This is a genomic window from Deinococcus sp. Arct2-2, assembly GCF_004801315.1.
In the GTDB taxonomy this organism is placed as follows: domain Bacteria; phylum Deinococcota; class Deinococci; order Deinococcales; family Deinococcaceae; genus Deinococcus.
Window position 1 is genome coordinate 66,513 of sequence record NZ_SSNW01000002.1, and the last position, 16,659, is coordinate 83,171.

Consider the following 16,659-nt stretch of genomic DNA (forward strand, 5'->3'; position numbering starts at 1 on the left):
GTTCGATTGACACCGAGAACCAACTCAGACTTTGGCCACTATCAATACTGGGAGTCCGCTGACTTCAGGAAGCAGGGCACTGAATACGGCGTCTGACTGGTGCCCATCTGGCCTCTCCAACGTCCTTCACGCTCTGAAAGACAGCTGACAGGCATCATGGGGCATTAAGTCAATGGACTGCCGCTAGCCTTGCCAGTGCGCTTGGGATTCAGCCCGAACCAGCCCACCAAGCCTGCCAGCCCGGCCAATACTCCAGACCACAGCGCCACCAGCCGGAAACTGTCGACGAAAGCCAGCTTGACAGCCTGCTGTGCTGTTGCTGCCTGCGCCGGCGTGAGGGTGCTCGGCAGAGGCACCCGCGCCAGTTGGTCACTTTGAGCGAGCATGCTTTGCCGTGCAGCTCTGGGCAGGGCGGCCCCCGCCAGCCGGGTGTCCAGCGAGCGCTCAAAACTGCCCAGTGTCAGCAGGGTAAATAGCGCCAGCATCAGCAGCCCGGCAGCGCGTGACACGGCATTGTTGACGCCCGAAGCGGTTCCGGCATAACTGGCCCCCACCGAGCCCATGACGGCAGTGGTCAGCGGCGCAACCGTGATGGCCATGCCCAGCCCGAGCACCACCATCGCGGGCAAAATGGTTGTCCAGTACGCAGCACCGACGCCAACCCGGGCCATCAGCGCAAAGCCCACGCCCGCCAACATCGGCCCCACCGTGAGGGGCAAACGCGGCCCAATGCGGTCAGCCAGCCCACCAAACACGCCCGACAAGCCCGCCAGCAACAGCGAGAGCGGCAGCAGCGCACTGCCGGCGGCGGTGGCACTGAACCCCAACGCGCCAATCAGCACCAGCGGCAAGAAAAACAGTGCCGATCCCAAGGCGCCGTACAGCAAGAAGGTCAACAAGTTGGTGCCCGCAAAGCCCGCCGAACGAAACAAAGACAGCGGCAGCATGGGGGAACGGGAGCGGGCCTCCCACACCACGAACAAGGCCACGCCCAGCACGCCCGCCAGCGTCGCCCCAAGCGCCACACCGTTCCAGCCGCGCTCGCCCGCCGTAATCAGGCCGTACGTGAGTGCGCCCAGTCCGGCCACCGCCAGCAGCGATCCCACCAGATCGGGCGGCGTGCCCTGCCGGGTTTCGTCGCGCGATTCGGGCACGCGGGGCAGGGCCAGCAGCACCAATGCGGCCAGCGGCAAATTCAGCAAAAAGACCCAGCGCCACGAGGCCGTATCGACCAACACGCCGCCCAAGGCTGGCCCGAAAATCAGCACCATGCTGGTAATGGCCGACCAAAGGCCGATGGCCCGCCCGCGCATCTGTTGAGGAAAAACGCCGTTGATCAGGGCCAAACTGCCCGGAATCAGCAAGGCCCCGCCGATGCCTTGAAGCACCCGCGCCCCAATTAGAACGCCCAATTGAGGCGCGAGGCCACACAGCAGGGAGGCCACCGCGAACAGGCCCACACCGAGGCCGAAGATTCGTTTGCGCCCGTACAGATCGCCCAGGGCGCCCCCTACCAGGATCAGGGCGGCCAACATCAGCGTGTAGGCGTTGGCGACCCAGCCCACCGCCGCCAAGGTCGCGCCAAAGTCTCGTTGCAGCGCACTGAGCGCCACATTCACCACAGAGCCGTCAAGGAAGGCCATCGTCGATCCCAGCACGGTGGCCGCCAACGTCCAGCGTTGCGGGGCCGTCCAAGGGGCGGGGCGGGAGGCAGTCATGGGCGGTGAGCTTCCATTGCCCTTTACTGTAAGGCTCTGGGCCACGCATAAGCCAGCTCAGCCGAAGAGAATGATGACTTGCTACAAACCACGTTGTTTAAGCAAACCTCAAAGCCTGCGCCGTCTGCATGGATACAGCAACATTGAGGCGCGGTGTTAGGCTCACCCTATGAAAATCAGCGATCACGTCTACGCCTTGCCACTCGATACCATCATGGGGAGCGGCCCATCGGTTCTGTTTGTGTCGCTGATCGTGGACGACGTGCACGGCGCGACGTTGGTAGATACGGGCGTACCCGGCATGAAGGACAAGATCGGGGCCGCGATGGAGAACATCGGCATGAGCCTGAGCGACATCAAGCGCGTCATCATTACGCACCATGACCTCGATCATATCGGCTCGTTGCCCGCCATCGTGGAGGCTACTGGCGCACGGGTGATGACCTCGGGAGGAGAGGTGCCCTACGTGCAGGGCGACCTGCCGGGCCAAAAGCAGCCCACGCCGGAAATGCGGGCCGGGATGTCGCCCCAAATGCTGGCCGTATTCGACAACCCACCCAAAGCCAAAGTTGATCAGGTACTGCAAGACGGCGAACGGCTGGACATCGCGGGCGGCGTGCGCGTGGTGTACACGCCGGGGCATACGGTGGGCCACATGAGCCTGTTCGTGGAGGCCGATGGAGTGGTGATTTCCGGCGACGCACTGGGCAGCCACGACGGAACGCTGACGCTGCCTTGGCCGCAGGGAACGGCGGATATGCCCGAAGCCCTGCGGAGCATAGCGAAACTGGCCCAGCTTCCGGCAAAGGCGGTGCTGGCCTATCACGGCGGCTTGGTCAACGAAAACGCCACGCAACAGCTTCAGGCGTTGGCCGCGCAACCTAGCGCTTAAAGTCAGCTGTGGAGTAGGCGGCTGATGTTGACCACTGCCATAGGGAGCGACATTTAAACTGTTGCAATCACCAAAGACCAGAGCCGCTGGGTATTCCGATCCAGCGGCTCGCCTTTTGTCTTGAACTGTATTTACGCCTTGCCCAGCGGCGACTGATCCAACTGTTCCAGCCAGTCTTGGGGATCGGCGTACACCGCCACCGCGCCTTCAAAGCGGGTGTCGCCGCCACAACGCAGAGCAATGGTCGCCACGCCAGCCTTCCGCGCACTTGCAATGTCAAAGGGCGTGTCGCCTACCATCAACACTTCGCCGGGGGTCAGTCCCAGTTTGCTGACGGCGGCCAGCACGATGTCCGGCTCCGGCTTGGAGGCTTCCACATCCGAGGCGGTGGTGTATTCGGTCAGCAAATCGGCCACGCCAGCCACTTTAAGCAGGTCGGCCACCAGAGCCTCATCTGCCGAGGTGCCCACGATCAGGCGCAGGCCACGCGCTTGCAGCCGCTCCACGAGGGCACGCACGCCGGGGTGGGCCTTCAGGTGCGGCAGTTCCTCAGCCTGAAAATGCTGCTTCCAACGTTCGCTTAGTCGCTTAAATTCGGGCGTGTCTTTTTGAATCTCGGTCAGGCGGGGAATCATCTGATCGCTGCCCATGCCGATCAAGGGGCGCACTTGGTCAAAAGAAACGGTCAACTGTTCATCGGCAAACGCCCTGACCCAAGCGCGGGCGTGGGCGTCGTTGCTGTCTACGAGCGTGCCGTCAATATCAAAAATAACGCCTTTATACATGCCGCCAAGGTAGACAAGAAAAGGGTGATGGACGTAAGAGCTGACTGGGCAAAACTTTAAGTGAAGGGAGAAGACATAACGGCGCACGGCTGAAGCTGAGCAGGTGGCAGGCATTCTGCGGTTTCTTTGGGCTGCCTAAAGGATGGGCCGGATGTTTAGTGGCCGTGAACCGCTATCTTGCCCACACTGTTGCAAGTCACACAAAGCGCCCGTTCTCAAGTTGGAGGCTGTCATGTTCCGCCGCACTACTCTGCTTGCCTTGCCCGCACTCGCCCTGACCGCATTCATCGTGCGTGGGCCGCCTGATCCGCTGCGCCCCAGCACGCCCGCAGACGGCGTAGGGCCACTCACCCGCCGCCGCTACTGGGCCGAGGTGGAGGGGGCCACGCGCACGCCGCAGGACATGGCCGCCGATTGGCGCAGCCGCTTGCCCCAGCACGCGCCCAAAGCGTTGGCTTGGTTCCGGGGGCTGGATCACGCCGCGCCGCCCATAGCGCAGGGAGACCGATTGTGGATTTTGCTGTTGGGCACGCGCCGCGCACGGGTGATCATCGAACACGTAGACGACTTGGGCTTCCGCGCCCGCACGCTGCGCCTTCACCCCGACGCCGGAACCTCCGAATTTCGGGTGCTGCCGGGGTCACAGGCTGGGCGAATGGTGGTGCAAGTGGAGTCGGTCATGCGAACCCACTCGCGCTTTGACCGAGTCGCCTACATTCTGGGCGTTCACGCGGCGCAGCGAATCACTTGGGAACGCGTGCTGGACAGCGTGGTGGCCTACAGCGGTGGGCGAATCGTGAACCGGGGGCATGAGTCGGTAGAACTGCCGATGCTGCCACATGTGCCGGCATTGGTGGCCGGGCAAAGCGCTTGAAAGGAAGTGGGCTTGATTGATGGTCACGGGTGCCGCTGCACCAATACTTGAGCTACCGCGCTAAAATTGGCAGGCCGGAATCCATGCGACACCAACGCCGGAAACGGCAAGGCGGCAGCATGTTCCGGATTCCAAAGGGCCAGATGCAAGACCTGTTCCCGTTGGTGCAGCGCCCGCACTACTTCCGTCTGAAGTGGGCTGAGTCTCCAGCGGTTGGTGGTGGCAAACAGCACGGGCACGGTGGGAAAGAGAGCGAGCAAGGCCAACGCTTCTGCCGAGTCATCACGCAATAGAGCCACCTGTAAGGCGGGAAAGTGGGGGCGGAGCACTTCGGCTAGGGCTGCACCGCTGGGCGCATCACCGTAAGGGCCGCCTAGATCACTGGTTTCAGGGACGATGAGAAGAAGGGGGGCGGTAGGATCGAGCGTGGGCCACTGGCCGCTGAAGCTGAGGCTTTGGGCCGCCCAAGTCTCAATCTGGCTTTGGTCGGCAAGTTGCTGAGACTGCGAATAGGGGCGCGGCATACCGGGAAAACGGGCGGCGGCGCGTTCCAGACGGCCTATAGCTTGGGCCACACGCTCTGGCGACAATCGGCCCTCATGCACGGCCCGGTGTAAGGCGGCGGCATGTTCGGCGTGGGTGGTCAGGTCGCCATGCCCGCAACTCAGTACGGCGTCAGCCCCGGCCAGCAGCGCCAATGGTGCCGCCTCGCCGTGTGGGTGGCGGTCTGCAATAGCGTGCATGTCGCTGGCGTCGGTCACGACTACGCCGTTGTAGTGCCAGTCGGTACGCAGCAACTTGGTCAGGAAGGCAGGCGAGAGGGTGGCAGGCTGCACGGCGTCCAGCGCGGGATACACGATGTGGGCGGTCATGATGCTGCCCACACCTGCGGCCACCGCTGCCCGGAAGGGCCGCCATTCGGTCTGTTCCAATTCGGCGCGGGATTTGGTTACGGTGGGCAAAGTCAGGTGGCTGTCTTGAGTGGTGTCGCCGTGCCCCGGAAAATGCTTGACGGCGCTCAGCACGCCTTCTTCTTCGCTGCCCAAGGCCCATGCCACGCCCAGCCGGGCGACCAATTCCGGGTCGCTGCCAAAAGCCCGCTCGCCAATCACCGGGTTCAGCGGATTCACGTTTACATCCAAACTCGGCGCGTAATTCCAGTTGATGCCCAGTTCGATCAGCCCACGTGCAGCGATTCGGCCCGCCTCCCGCGCCGCTTCCTCGCTGCCGATGACGCCCAATGCCTGCGGCGTCGGCGCAAGTGGCCGGTCGAGTCGCCGCAGCACCGCGCCCCCCTCCTGATCGGTGGCGATGAGGGCGTCGTGGCCCAGCGCATCGCGAATATCCCTCACCAGTTGGGCCGTGCGCTGCGGCGTACTGAAGTTGCGGGCAAACAAGCACACGCCGCCGAAACTGTGCCTGGCGAGGAACTGGGCCTGTTCGGGGGTGAGGTCAGGGCCGGGCAGGTCGATGATCAGTGTGCGGTTCAGGGCCAGGGTCACTTCACGGCTCCTTCCATCCCCTTCATGAAATAGCGCTGGGCCGCCAAAAACACCAGTAGTACAGGCAGCATCATGATCAGTGATCCGGCGGCAATGTTGAAGGGATCGTAATTGAATTGCCCTTTCAGGCGCAGCACCGCCACACTCAGTGGCGCTTTGTCGGGCGCGGCAGACAGCACCAGCATGGGCCAAAAGTAGGCGTTCCACGTGCCCACCAACGTAAAAATACCCAGCGCGGCCAACGAAGGCTTGGTCAGTGGCAACATGATGCGGGTCAAAATGGTCATCTCGCCTGCGCCGTCCAGCCGTGCAGCTTCCAGTAGTGCAGTGGGCACGCTCAAAAATGCCTGCCGCATCAGGAAAATGCCGAACGCGCCCGCGATGGTGGGAATGACCACGCCCAGATGAGTGCCCAGCAAACCCATCTTTTTGAGGGTGAGGGTATTGACGATAAAGGTGGTTTCGCCCGGCAGAACGAGCGTAGCGACGATGATGGCGAAGATGATGTGTTTGCCCGGAAAGCGGAAGCGGGCCAGCGGATAGGCCGCCAACGCCGACACGATCAGCGTACCGATTACCGTGAGGGCCGTAATGGAAATACTGTTCCAGACGTATTTGCCCAGTTCGAAGGTGCGGTAGACCTCAATAAAATTGTTCAGCGTGACCGCTTTGGGAAACAGGCTGGCGGGAAAATCGTAGATGCTGGTTCCGGCGCGTTTGTCTGTAATGGCAATGGCGAACGTCCAGACGAACGGGAACACGGCAAAGATCAGAACACTGAAGAGCAGGACGTAGCGCAGCACCAGCCGAAGCGCCTTTTTGCTGCTTTTGCGGCGCGGTACCACGCTTGGAATAGGTCTAGTGACAGCGCTCATGTGCCTTCTCCATCGCTCTCGCGGAACAGGCGGAAGTTGGCGACAGACAGGGCCAAGGCCACCACCGCCACCACCAAACCCGCCGCGCTTGCCAGCCCGTAATCGAAGTTGAAGCCCTGAAACGCCTTGGAATAGACGTACATCAGCGCCGTATAAGTACTGTTGAGCGGGCCGCCGTTAGTCAGCACCAACACCTCCTCCAACACGCGCAGAGCGGCGATGGTGGACAGCAGGCTGCACAGCAAGATGGTGGGTTTCATCATCGGCACGGTAATTTGCCAGAAGCGCTGCCACGCCGACGCGCCGTCCAGCACCGCCGCCTCTTCCAGTTCTTCGGGGATGCCCTGAAGACCCGCCAGATACAGCACCATGTAATAGCCGAAGCCGCGCCAGAAGGTGACCAACATGACGGCCCAAAACGCGGTGGCCTCGCCGTTGAGCCAGCCGACTGCGCCGTTGGGCAACAGATGCAGCGCTCCCAACACCCAATTCAGCGTGCCGTCTTTGTTGTAGACCCATTCCCACATCACGGCGGCCAGCGAAATACTGGTGACGACGGGCACGTAGTAGGCCGCCCGGAAAAAAGTCATGCCGGGCAGGTTTTTGTTGACCAGCACGGCCACCGCTAATGAGGCCAACTGCAAGACGGGCACCACCACCAGATACTTGACACTGTTACCCAATGAGGTCAGAAACAGCGGATCGGCAAACAAGGTGCGGAAGTTTTCTATGCCGATCCATTTGGGCGGGAGGCCCTGCCCAAACCGCGCCCCACCGTATTCGGTAAAACCCAAATAGCTGCCGTAAGCCAGCGGATAGAAGGTAAAGAGCGTCAGCAAAATGAGGGCGGGGGCCAAAAATGCATACGACATCAGCGTATCGCGCCACGAAAAGCTGGAACGGGTGCGCGGTGTGAGGCTGCGCTGGGCACGGGTCATAGAGCACCTCCTTGATAACTGTAGAAACTTGATGACTGTATAAAACTAATGGCTGTGGAAAGAGTGGGTGGTTTTAGTTTACGACTGGTTTATTAAATGGACTCAGTCCAAACATAGGCCCGCCCCAGCATTCAGCAGGCGGGCCAATTCGGGTGGGGCTAGGAAGTCAAGCTTCCACGCCCCAAGCCCTCACTTCTTCATATTCGTATTCCAATAACTCACGGTGTCATTCAGTGCCTGAGCGGGCGTTTTCTTGCCCAACATCGCGGCCTCTATATTGTCACTGAAGTTTTTGTACAAGTCGTCGCTGTTGCCGGGAACCTTGAAGCCGGGGTTGATGAAGCGGCCCGACGCGCCCACCAAGCTTGTGGCCTTGGCAATAGGATCGGCGCTGACTTTCTTGAAGTAAGGATCATTTTGTGCGGCGGCGGTGGTCGGCACAATCGGCACGATCTTGGCAAATTCCATTTGATTGACGTTGTTGGTGAAGAAGGCGGCAAGTTTGGCAGCCTCGGCGGGGTGCTTGCTGGCGGTGGGAATGACCATGCCCATGCTGGTGCCGGTTTGCACGCCTGCTTTGCCCAGTGGCGCAGTCGTGACTACCGTTTTGGCGTACAGGCTGGGGTTAGAGTCCTTGATTCGGTTCAGGGCTTGCGGCCCGCCCACGATCATGGCGACTTTGTTTTGGGCGTACAATTCGGTGGCCAACTGGAAAGCTTCTTTTCTCAGCGCGTCTTCGGGCAGGTAGCCGCCCTTGAACAGGTCGACGTAACGTTGTAGCAGGGCAATATGCGCGGGCGAGTTGAAGGCCGCCTGACCGCTGGCGTTGTAGATGGGCAGGCCATCGGAGAAGAAGTAGCCGAGGAACGACGCGCCACCGGGGTCTTTGAGGGCCGGAACCCACGCATAAGCGCCGGTTTTGTCTTTCACGGCCTTGACCATGTTCAGCATTTCGGTCATGTTGCGCGGCGCACTTACGCCTGCTTTTTTCAGCAGATCGGGGTTGTACAGCAACACGCCTTCGTTCAGCGAGCCGTACCAGGGGTAGCCGTAGACCTTGCCGCCAATCGTAAAGTTACGGAGCGTTTGCGGGTAGAACGTGGTTTTGAGGGTGGCAGGGGCGGTCAGGCCGTCCACCGCCCGCAGGAAGCCGTTCTGGGCGGCCTTGGCGGTTTCGTCGATGTTCAAGTTCACCACGTCGGGCGCGCCGCCCATGTTCACGCTGGCGATAAAATCCTGCACCATCGTGGCCTGCTTATCGAACCATTTGACCTTAATGGTAGGGTTGGCCTTCTCGAAGGCGGCGATGGTGGTCTTGATGTAGGGATCGAATTTGGGGCTGAGGTACCACGTCCAAAACTGGATTTCCACGGGCTGTTGGGCGGCGGCGGTGCTGAGGTGGCCGGAAGTGGCGCTAAATGCGAGGCCGAGGGTGAGCAGACGCAGGGCGTATTTCATATGAACTCCTTACAACTGGCCGAGAGGCCGGGAAGATGCAGCTTGAGCAGGGGCGGTCAGTATTTCTTGTCCACCACGCTTTCTGCGGTCACTCTGAGCATGGCGTGGCTTTCGGGACGGCGGGCCAGCACGGCGGCGTATAACATTTCCAGCACCAACGCCTGAGAAGTGAGTGTGCCCAACACGTTGTCGGTGAGTGGGTCTTCTTGAGTCGAGGCAAATAAAACGGCGCTGGCATAACGGGTGACGGGACTGCTGGCGCGGTGGGTAATAGATACGGTGAAATGGCCGCCTTGCTGGGCAAGTTTGAGGTGCTGCACGGTGTCGATGGTGCTGCCGCTTCCACTGAGGCCGATCACGACTCCGCCGCGTGGCATGGCGCTGATACTGACAGCGGCGAGGTGAGGATCGGTGTGGACGACGGCGGTGATGCCCAGTCTCATCAGGCGGTGGGCGAAATACTGGGCCAATAAACCGCTGTTCCCCTGCCCGGTCAGGTCGACTCGTGGGGCGCGTGCTAAGGCTTCGGCCACTACGTCCATTACGGCGGGATCGTGCAAATGAGCGGTGTCTTCAAGCGTCTGGGCGCATTGGCGAACCAAGGTTTGCGCGTGCGTTTCACTGGGGCCGGAGAGTGGCGGTGCTGGGCGGCCCAACACATCGGTGGCCAGCGCAATTTTGAAGGCGTGAAATCCGGCGAATCCCAACTTGCGGCACAGCCGCGTAATGGTGGCCTCCCCCACTCCGACGTGTAGGGCCAACTCGGTAATCGTTTGGTGCATCACGGTGTCGGCGTCGTGTGACACATGTTCGGCAACCCGTTTGAGGCTGGGCGAGAGGGCGGAAGCTTGCAACCGGATACGGCCCAGCACGCCAGCAGGCGGCGCAGAAATAGTCTGGGGAACGGTGGGCAATGCGTAACCTCCTGAAAACAGGTGGACAACAACTGCTGCGCTGTTTGCTGCTGTTCTGTTGACTAAGTGCAACTGTGTTGGTTGTGTCTCTATCATGATAAAAATAATTACCCATGTCAAGCCCCTATCTGAAAATTTCAGCCAATATCTGGAGGTGAGAGAGTTTTAGTGGCCGGGCTTTGGGGAGAGCAGCCTTGAAACGGCGGAAGGTGGAGACGTGAAAATCTCAGCCTATTTCGTCCCAGTCGACATTAATCAAATTCAGAAGCTGTCGGATTTGACTGGAAAGCTGGTTTAAACTGCCCGATCCCGTCTCCACATTTTCCGGTGAAAGATATTTTCAGGATTGTCAGCTTGCGCTGCCGAAGCAGCAAAAAGCGCCGCCCCCGAATTGGGAACGGCGCGAAAGAGGTCAGGCGCTTAAGCTTGAGCCAGCAACTCACGCAATTTCTGGGTGTCCTGATGGAAGCCCCGAATGCCTTCGTTCAACTTCTCGCCTGCCATCGGGTTTTCGGCAAGGCTCCAACGGTAGTCGGCTTCCGTGATGGCGGTCTCGGTGCGCTTGCCTTCGCTGGGCTGCAACTGGCGCTCCAGCACGCCCTCATCGGCGGCCAACTCGCCCAGCAGTTGCGGGCTGACGGTCAGGCGGTCACATCCGGCCAACGCTTCTACCTGTGCGGCACTGCGGAACGACGCGCCCATGACGACGGTCGCGTACCCCTGCTCCTTGAAGTGGCTGTAAATCTTGCGAACCGACTGCACGCCGGGGTCTTCGTCGATGGGATAATCCTTGATTCCGGTGGACTTTTTGTACCAGTCGGTGATGCGGCCCACGAACGGCGAAATGAGGTACGCGCCCGCCTGAGCGCAGGCAATCGCTTGTTCCAGCCCAAAAATCAGCGTGAGGTTGCAGCGGATGCCTTCGCCCTCCAAAATCTGCGCGGCCTGAATGCCTTCCCAAGTAGCGGCCAGCTTGATCAGAATGCGGTCGCGGCCTACGCCTTGGCCTTCATAGAGCGCGATCAGGTGGCGGGCACGGCTCAGCATGGCGTCTTTATCGAAGGACAGGCGGGCGTCTACCTCGGTACTCACGTCGCCGGGCACGATGCGGGTCAGTTCTGCGCCGATCTGCACGGTTAGGCGGTCGATCACCGCGTCCACGTTTTCGCCGCCTGCCACGCCACTCTTTGCCGCCGTGAGCAGGGAGCCGTAGCCCACCAACTGCGCCGCCTTCAGAATCAGCGACGGATTGGTGGTGCAGTCGCGCGGCTGATACAGCTTGATGGCCTCGATATCGCCCGTATCGGCTACCACGATGGACATGCTTTTCAGTTGTTCCAGTTTGTTCATGGGTCTTCCTCCGGTCATGCAAGATGGGTCGTTCGGTGCTGATGCTACTCCGCTGGCGTCTGGAGCAAACTTTAAGTGTTAGCACACGCACTTCTTTACCTTGGCGGCAACGACAGTTTGCCTGCAATGACGGCGTGTTTGGCCCCGGTGGTGCGCGGCAAGGTATTGGGCCAGCCCTGCGCCGCGTAGTAGCCCAACACCGCAAAGGCTGCCGCTTCCCGCGCCGCAGAGTTCCAGCCCTTTTGCTCGAAGGTCAGCACCGCAACCGGGGCAAGGGCCGCCCGAAACTGCACCATGAACACCGGGTTGAAGGCTCCGCCGCCCGCCACCACGATTTCGTCTAGGCCGTGTGGCAGGACAAAGCGGGCGTAACTTTGGGCGATGGCCTGCACGCTGAAGGCGGTCACAGTGGCGGCCAAATCGGGCACCGACAGCGCCGATGCACCAGGCAGATGCGCCAATGTCCAGTATTCGCGGCCTGTGCTTTTGGGCGGCGGGGCCGAGAGTTGTGGGTCTTGCAGCCAGAGATCGATCAAGGCTTGGTCGGTTTGCCCACTGGCCGCCAAGTGCCCGCCTTCGTCGTAACGCAGGCCCGCTAAGGCGGCGGCTTCGTCTATGAGGGCGTTAGCGGGGCCGGTATCGAACGCCAAGACTTCTTCGCCCATGCCCGGCAAGTAGGTCAGGTTAGAAATTCCGCCCAAGTTGTGAATCGCCCGCCGCACGCCCGCACCCGCAAACATGATTTGGTCGGCAAACGGCACGAGCGGCGCGGCCTGCCCGCCCGCTGCCAAATCTGCGGGCCGGAAGTCGGAGACGACAGGTTTCCCGGTGCGCTCGGCAATCACGGCGGCTTCACCGAGTTGTAGGGTCGCCCGCGTCACCCAGCCCCGGCCCACATCAAGGCGCGGAATGTGCATCACTGTCTGCCCGTGCGAGGCGATCAGGTCGGCTTTGTCGGAGAGTTCAGCCGCGGCTTCAGCCAACACTTCGCCCAACCAAAAATGCAGTTGGGCGAGGTCGGATGTGCTGGAAGTATCCCGTCCGGTAGCCAGAATTGCAGCCCGCAAGTCGTCGGGGAACGGGGTAAAGCGGTGTTCCAGCACCCGCACTGTGCCCACCACATCGGCCAGCGCGGGCGGCCCGCTTCTCCCCTGCCCCAACTGTGGCTCATATAGCCTTGGTCCATGCAGCGCAGGCCAGCCGACAAACTCGGTCAGTACAGCGTCTATGCCATCGGCGCTGGTGCCGCTCATCAGGCCCAGCACGCGGGGATGGGGTGCAGTCATGGGCGCAGGCTAGAGCATTTGCACTGACCAGAACAGCAGATCAGCGGTTTTGTGGGAAGCCCAAATCGACTTTGCTGCTCGCTGGATCGGGCCAGCGCGACGTGATGACCTTGGAGCGGGTGTAGAACTTGACGCCTTCCGGGCCGTACATATGCGTATCTCCGAACAGGCTGGCCTTCCAACCGCCGAAGCTGTAATACGCGACGGGCACAGGAATGGGCACGTTGACGCCCACCATGCCGACTTCCACATCGAACTGGAATTGGCGGGCCGCGCCGCCGTCGCGGGTGAAGATGGCGGTGCCGTTACCGAACTCGTTGCTGTTGATGAGTTCTAACCCTTCGGCATAGGTGTCGGCCCGCACCACGCACAGCACCGGGCCAAAGATTTCGTCGTCGTAAGCGGCCATTCCGGGCTTCACATTGTCCAGCAGCGACACGCCGAGGAAGAACCCGTCACCGTCGAATTGAGCGTCGCGCCCGTCTATAACGACAGTTGCGCCTTGTTCCTGTGCTGAGGCAATGTAGCCCGCCACTTTGTCGCGGTGTTCACGGGTAATCAGTGGCCCCATTTCGTTGCCTGCCACGTCGCCGGGGCCGATTTTCAGGGCGGGAACGCGCTCCCGAATGGCCCCGATCAGCTTGTCGCCAGAATCGCCCACTGCCACCAGCACGCTAATCGCCATGCATCGTTCGCCCGCCGAACCGTAGGCGGCACTCACGGCGGCATCGGCAGCCATACCAATGTCAGCGTCGGGCAGCACCAGCATGTGGTTTTTGGCTCCACCGAGCGCCTGTACGCGCTTGCCATTTTTGGTTCCCGTCTCGTAGATGTAGCGGGCAATCGGCGTGCTGCCCACGAAGGAGACGGCGGCAATGCCAGGATGATTCAAAATCGCGTCTACGGCTTCCTTATCGCCGTGAACGACGCTCAGCACGCCGTCAGGCAGGCCAGCATCTTTCAGCAGTTCAGCCAAAAACAGCGCCGAAGACGGGTCTTTTTCACTGGGTTTTAGAATAAAGGCGTTCCCGCAGGCCAGCGCGTTGGCGAGCATCCACAGCGGCACCATCGCCGGAAAGTTGAACGGCGTAATGCCCGCCACCACACCCAGCGGTTGCTGGATGGAGTACACGTCTACGCCCGTGCTGACCTGTTCAGAGTACCCGCCCTTGAGCAAATTGGGAATGCCACACGCATATTCTACGTTCTCGATGCCGCGTGCAATCTCACCTAGCGCGTCGGAATGCACCTTGCCGTGCTCGCGGGTGATGATGCGGGCCAATTCGTCCTTGCGGGCCACCAGCAGCTCACGGAACTTGAAAATGACTTCGGAACGCTTGCCCAGCGACGTCGAGCGCCAGATGTTGGCCGCAGCAGTAGCAATCTGCACGGCGGCGTCAACTTCGGCGGTGCTTGCCAGCGGCACTTGCGCCTGAATCTGTCCGGTGGCGGGATTGTACACAGGCGCGGTACGGCCCGATTGCCCGGCAGCAGGGGCGTTGTTGAGCCAGTGGGCAAGGGTGTGGACGGTGGGGGTGGGGGCGGTTGCAGTCATGGAAGAACCTCGGTTGGAGAGGGGGGTGAAGTGTCAGGAGAGGCTTGGGGAAAGGAGAACCGCTTCGCTCACTTCGGCCCCAGTTGCTTCGCAACAGTCCCCCCTTAAGGGGGGCGAGAACAGACTGAAGCCCATCACCGTTTACTCCTCACCCTTGAGTGGGAGACTGGGAGAGGGAAGTGAGCACCGCGAATGCTCTTCAATCTGCCGCCACTGGCTCTCCAATCATCTGATCCACCAACGCCAGCGCTTCTTCATAGACGCTCAGGCCGTGATCGAGTTCTTCTTTGGTCACGACCAAGGGCGGGCAGACCCACAAGAAATTGAAGCGGCTGTAGGCGTAGACGTGCTTGCTCTTGATGTGCGCGGCCAGCCGTCCCATTTCGGGCGAGGTGCCGTTGAAGGGCGCGAGCGGTTCTTTGGTGGCCTTGTCCTTTACGAGTTCGATGACGCTGAACAGGCCTTTGTAGCGCACGTCGCCTACGCAGGCGAAGCGGGCTTTGATGGCCTCCAGCCGCTGCCCAAGGTACGCGCCGAGTTCGCGGGTATGTTCGAACAGGTGTTCTTCTTCGTACACGGCGAGGTTGCCAATTGCGGCGGCCAGACTGACCGGATGCCCGCTATAGGTCAGGCCACCCGCCAAAAAGTGTGTTTCAAAATACTCGGCAATGGCGTCGCTGACGATCATCGCGCCGAGGGGCATATAGCCGCTGGTGAGGCCCTTGGCACAGGTCACGATGTCGGGTTTGATGCCGTAATGCTGTGTGGCGAGCCAAGTTCCGGTGCGGCCGAACCCGCTCATCACTTCATCGTCGATGAGGAGAATGCCGTATTTGTCGCACAGGGCGCGGAGCTTGGGGTAATAATCGTCGGGCGGCACCAGCAGACCGTTCGATCCGGTGATGCCTTCCACCATGATCGCGGCGACGTTGTGCGGGCCTTCCATCTGAATAATTTCTTCGATATGAGACACGCATTCGCGCTGGCAACTGTCGGGCGTTTTGCCGAAGGGGCAGCGGTAGCAGTACGGATCGAAGGCCCGCACGATTCCGGGCACACCGGGTTCCACAGGCCAGCGGCGCGGGTCGCCGGAAGCCGTCATGCTGCCCATCGTCGCGCCGTGATAAGAGCGGTACCGGGTAATAATCTTGTCGCGCCCCGTGTATAGACGGGCCATTTTCATGGCGTTTTCGTTGGCCTCGCTGCCGCCGAGGGTAAAAAAGCTCTTGCCTAAGCCCGTCACTTCGGCCAGCTTTTTGCCCAGCGTGGCACGGACATCGGTGGCAAAGCTGGGGCCAGCAAAGCACATCACGTCCACCTGATCTTTGATGGCCTGAAGCACGCGGGGATGCTGATGGCCCACGTTGATGTTGATCAGTTGGCTGGAAAAATCCAGCCACGTATGGCCGTCGCCGTCAAAAAAGTGGCTGCCCTTCCCGCCCGTCATGTGAATCGGGTTGGTTGTGTTCTGCACACTCCACGAAAACAGCGTGTAGTCGCGGTTGTCCTGAATGATCTGGCGGCTGTCGGGATGAGCCTGCGGAAAAGAATCGGGCATAGGTGACCTCCCTGAACTGAGTGTGCTGGCCTTCAGTTTAAGTTTATCTGCCCGGCAACGCGAGAGACACTGTGTCAAAGATTGCACCACCACTTCGGCTCAAGCTTAGAATATTTTTTAAATCGGTCCTTCATACTCATTGCTTGACAAAGTAAAGTGCTTTAGAGCAGAATACATTCAGTTGAGAAAGATGTTTTTGCCGTAAGCCAGGTCTCGTGCGCAGCCGTTACCTTCCTCCCCCCCTTCAGCAACAGAGGAGATCCACATGACTAAAGTACTATTCGTAAAGGGCAATCCCAAGAGCACCGAGCAGTCTTATTCGCTTCGCCTCGGCCAGAGCTTTGTCGATGCCTACGCCGCGGAACATCCGGGCGCACAGGTCACTGAACTCGACCTGTACGAGGGCAACATTCCCCTGATTGATGCAGAAGTGATGACTGCGTGGGGCAAATTGGCCCAACAGTCGGAACTCAGCCACCACGAAGCCGTCAAAGTGCAGCGCCTCGGTGAATTGGTAGACCAGTTTCTCGATTCCGACGTGATCGTGTTTGCCGCGCCTATGTGGAACTTTGGCTACCCTCCGATGGTCAAGGCTTACATGGACGCCATCGCCGTCGCCGGAAAAACCTTCCAGTACACCGCCACTGGCCCCGTAGGACTGGCGTTGGGCAAAAAGGCGTTCATCACCGAAGCACGCGGCGGCGTCTGGAGCGATGGCCCCGGACAGGGCATGGAGCATTCTCAAAGCCACTTGCGGGCCTTTTTAGGCTTTTTGGGCGTCACAGACGTGCAAGTGCTGTTGGCTGAAGGCTTGGCCTTCGACCCCAGCAAAGGCGAAGAAATCCTGGCCGAGGCCGTGGCACGCGCCCAGCAGGCGGCCAAAGCTCAGCCTGTCGCGGCAACCGTCTAACTCTAAAACCGTTTATCTCAAACAATTTGGACTCAGGGCCGCCA

Annotated in this window: 14 protein-coding genes; 3 read left to right on the forward strand and 11 right to left on the reverse strand. The window is 60.6% G+C overall.

Annotated elements, in window-relative coordinates:
- Window positions 1-164 precede the first annotated feature (164 nt).
- Complete coding sequence (locus E7T06_RS01475; protein ID WP_136364083.1) at window positions 165-1,718, reverse strand: DHA2 family efflux MFS transporter permease subunit; 1,554 nt, start codon at window positions 1,716-1,718, stop codon at window positions 165-167.
- Window positions 1,719-1,887: 169 nt separating this feature from the next.
- Between E7T06_RS01475 and E7T06_RS01480 the strand changes: the two genes are divergently transcribed.
- Window positions 1,888-2,610 carry an MBL fold metallo-hydrolase gene (locus E7T06_RS01480; protein WP_136364084.1) on the forward strand — a complete coding sequence of 241 codons (723 nt, stop codon included), beginning with the start codon at window positions 1,888-1,890 and terminating at the stop codon, window positions 2,608-2,610.
- A gap of 131 nt (window positions 2,611-2,741) precedes the next feature.
- Here E7T06_RS01480 and E7T06_RS01485 read toward each other — a convergent pair whose 3' ends face one another.
- On the reverse strand, window positions 2,742-3,395 hold the full coding sequence (locus E7T06_RS01485) for an HAD family hydrolase (RefSeq protein WP_136364085.1): 654 nt from the start codon (window positions 3,393-3,395) through the stop codon (window positions 2,742-2,744).
- Window positions 3,396-3,627: 232 nt separating this feature from the next.
- Between E7T06_RS01485 and E7T06_RS01490 the strand changes: the two genes are divergently transcribed.
- Window positions 3,628-4,269 (forward strand): DUF1990 family protein, encoded by a 642-nt coding sequence (locus E7T06_RS01490; protein WP_136364086.1) that lies wholly within the window; start codon window positions 3,628-3,630, stop codon window positions 4,267-4,269.
- 23 nt (window positions 4,270-4,292) lie between these two features.
- On the opposite strand, the gene E7T06_RS01495 is transcribed toward E7T06_RS01490, so the two are convergent.
- From E7T06_RS01495 to E7T06_RS01535, 9 genes are all read right to left on the reverse strand, one after another.
- Window positions 4,293-5,771, reverse strand: a complete 1,479-nt coding sequence (locus tag E7T06_RS01495; protein WP_136364087.1) for a glycoside hydrolase family 3 protein — start codon at window positions 5,769-5,771, stop codon at window positions 4,293-4,295.
- Window positions 5,768-6,646, reverse strand: a complete 879-nt coding sequence (locus E7T06_RS01500) for a carbohydrate ABC transporter permease (protein ID WP_136364088.1) — start codon at window positions 6,644-6,646, stop codon at window positions 5,768-5,770. The genes E7T06_RS01495 and E7T06_RS01500 overlap by 4 nt, the downstream gene beginning before the upstream one ends.
- Complete coding sequence (locus E7T06_RS01505) at window positions 6,643-7,584, reverse strand: sugar ABC transporter permease (RefSeq protein WP_136364089.1); 942 nt, start codon at window positions 7,582-7,584, stop codon at window positions 6,643-6,645. The genes E7T06_RS01500 and E7T06_RS01505 overlap by 4 nt, the downstream gene beginning before the upstream one ends.
- Before the next feature lie 189 nt (window positions 7,585-7,773).
- On the reverse strand, window positions 7,774-9,042 hold the full coding sequence (locus E7T06_RS01510; protein ID WP_136364090.1) for a sugar ABC transporter substrate-binding protein: 1,269 nt from the start codon (window positions 9,040-9,042) through the stop codon (window positions 7,774-7,776).
- A gap of 56 nt (window positions 9,043-9,098) precedes the next feature.
- Window positions 9,099-9,956, reverse strand: coding sequence for a MurR/RpiR family transcriptional regulator (locus tag E7T06_RS01515; protein ID WP_136364091.1), 858 nt, complete (start codon window positions 9,954-9,956; stop codon window positions 9,099-9,101).
- A gap of 420 nt (window positions 9,957-10,376) precedes the next feature.
- On the reverse strand, window positions 10,377-11,306 hold the full coding sequence (tal, locus tag E7T06_RS01520; protein WP_136364092.1) for a transaldolase: 930 nt from the start codon (window positions 11,304-11,306) through the stop codon (window positions 10,377-10,379).
- Between the two features lie 95 nt (window positions 11,307-11,401).
- Window positions 11,402-12,592 (reverse strand): anhydro-N-acetylmuramic acid kinase, encoded by a 1,191-nt coding sequence (locus E7T06_RS01525; RefSeq protein ID WP_136364093.1) that lies wholly within the window; start codon window positions 12,590-12,592, stop codon window positions 11,402-11,404.
- Between the two features lie 40 nt (window positions 12,593-12,632).
- Window positions 12,633-14,147 carry a CoA-acylating methylmalonate-semialdehyde dehydrogenase gene (locus E7T06_RS01530; protein ID WP_136364094.1) on the reverse strand — a complete coding sequence of 505 codons (1,515 nt, stop codon included), beginning with the start codon at window positions 14,145-14,147 and terminating at the stop codon, window positions 12,633-12,635.
- Between the two features lie 199 nt (window positions 14,148-14,346).
- Complete coding sequence (locus E7T06_RS01535) at window positions 14,347-15,705, reverse strand: aminotransferase class III-fold pyridoxal phosphate-dependent enzyme (RefSeq protein ID WP_136364095.1); 1,359 nt, start codon at window positions 15,703-15,705, stop codon at window positions 14,347-14,349.
- A gap of 265 nt (window positions 15,706-15,970) precedes the next feature.
- Here E7T06_RS01535 and E7T06_RS01540 point away from each other — a divergent pair, with 265 nt between their 5' ends.
- On the forward strand, window positions 15,971-16,615 hold the full coding sequence (locus tag E7T06_RS01540; protein ID WP_136364096.1) for an FMN-dependent NADH-azoreductase: 645 nt from the start codon (window positions 15,971-15,973) through the stop codon (window positions 16,613-16,615).
- Window positions 16,616-16,659 lie beyond the last annotated feature (44 nt).

Coding starts and splice junctions, on each gene's coding strand:
- E7T06_RS01505 (WP_136364089.1), bottom strand. CDS start 7,584: ATGACCCGTGCCCAGCGCAGCCTCACACCGCGCACCCGTTCCAGCTTT.
- E7T06_RS01490 (WP_136364086.1), top strand. CDS start 3,628: ATGTTCCGCCGCACTACTCTGCTTGCCTTGCCCGCACTCGCCCTGACC.
- E7T06_RS01530 (WP_136364094.1), bottom strand. CDS start 14,147: ATGACTGCAACCGCCCCCACCCCCACCGTCCACACCCTTGCCCACTGG.
- E7T06_RS01500 (WP_136364088.1), bottom strand. CDS start 6,646: ATGAGCGCTGTCACTAGACCTATTCCAAGCGTGGTACCGCGCCGCAAA.
- E7T06_RS01475 (WP_136364083.1), bottom strand. CDS start 1,718: ATGACTGCCTCCCGCCCCGCCCCTTGGACGGCCCCGCAACGCTGGACG.
- tal (WP_136364092.1), bottom strand. CDS start 11,306: ATGAACAAACTGGAACAACTGAAAAGCATGTCCATCGTGGTAGCCGAT.
- E7T06_RS01510 (WP_136364090.1), bottom strand. CDS start 9,042: ATGAAATACGCCCTGCGTCTGCTCACCCTCGGCCTCGCATTTAGCGCC.
- E7T06_RS01540 (WP_136364096.1), top strand. CDS start 15,971: ATGACTAAAGTACTATTCGTAAAGGGCAATCCCAAGAGCACCGAGCAG.
- E7T06_RS01480 (WP_136364084.1), top strand. CDS start 1,888: ATGAAAATCAGCGATCACGTCTACGCCTTGCCACTCGATACCATCATG.
- E7T06_RS01525 (WP_136364093.1), bottom strand. CDS start 12,592: ATGACTGCACCCCATCCCCGCGTGCTGGGCCTGATGAGCGGCACCAGC.
- E7T06_RS01485 (WP_136364085.1), bottom strand. CDS start 3,395: ATGTATAAAGGCGTTATTTTTGATATTGACGGCACGCTCGTAGACAGC.
- E7T06_RS01535 (WP_136364095.1), bottom strand. CDS start 15,705: ATGCCCGATTCTTTTCCGCAGGCTCATCCCGACAGCCGCCAGATCATT.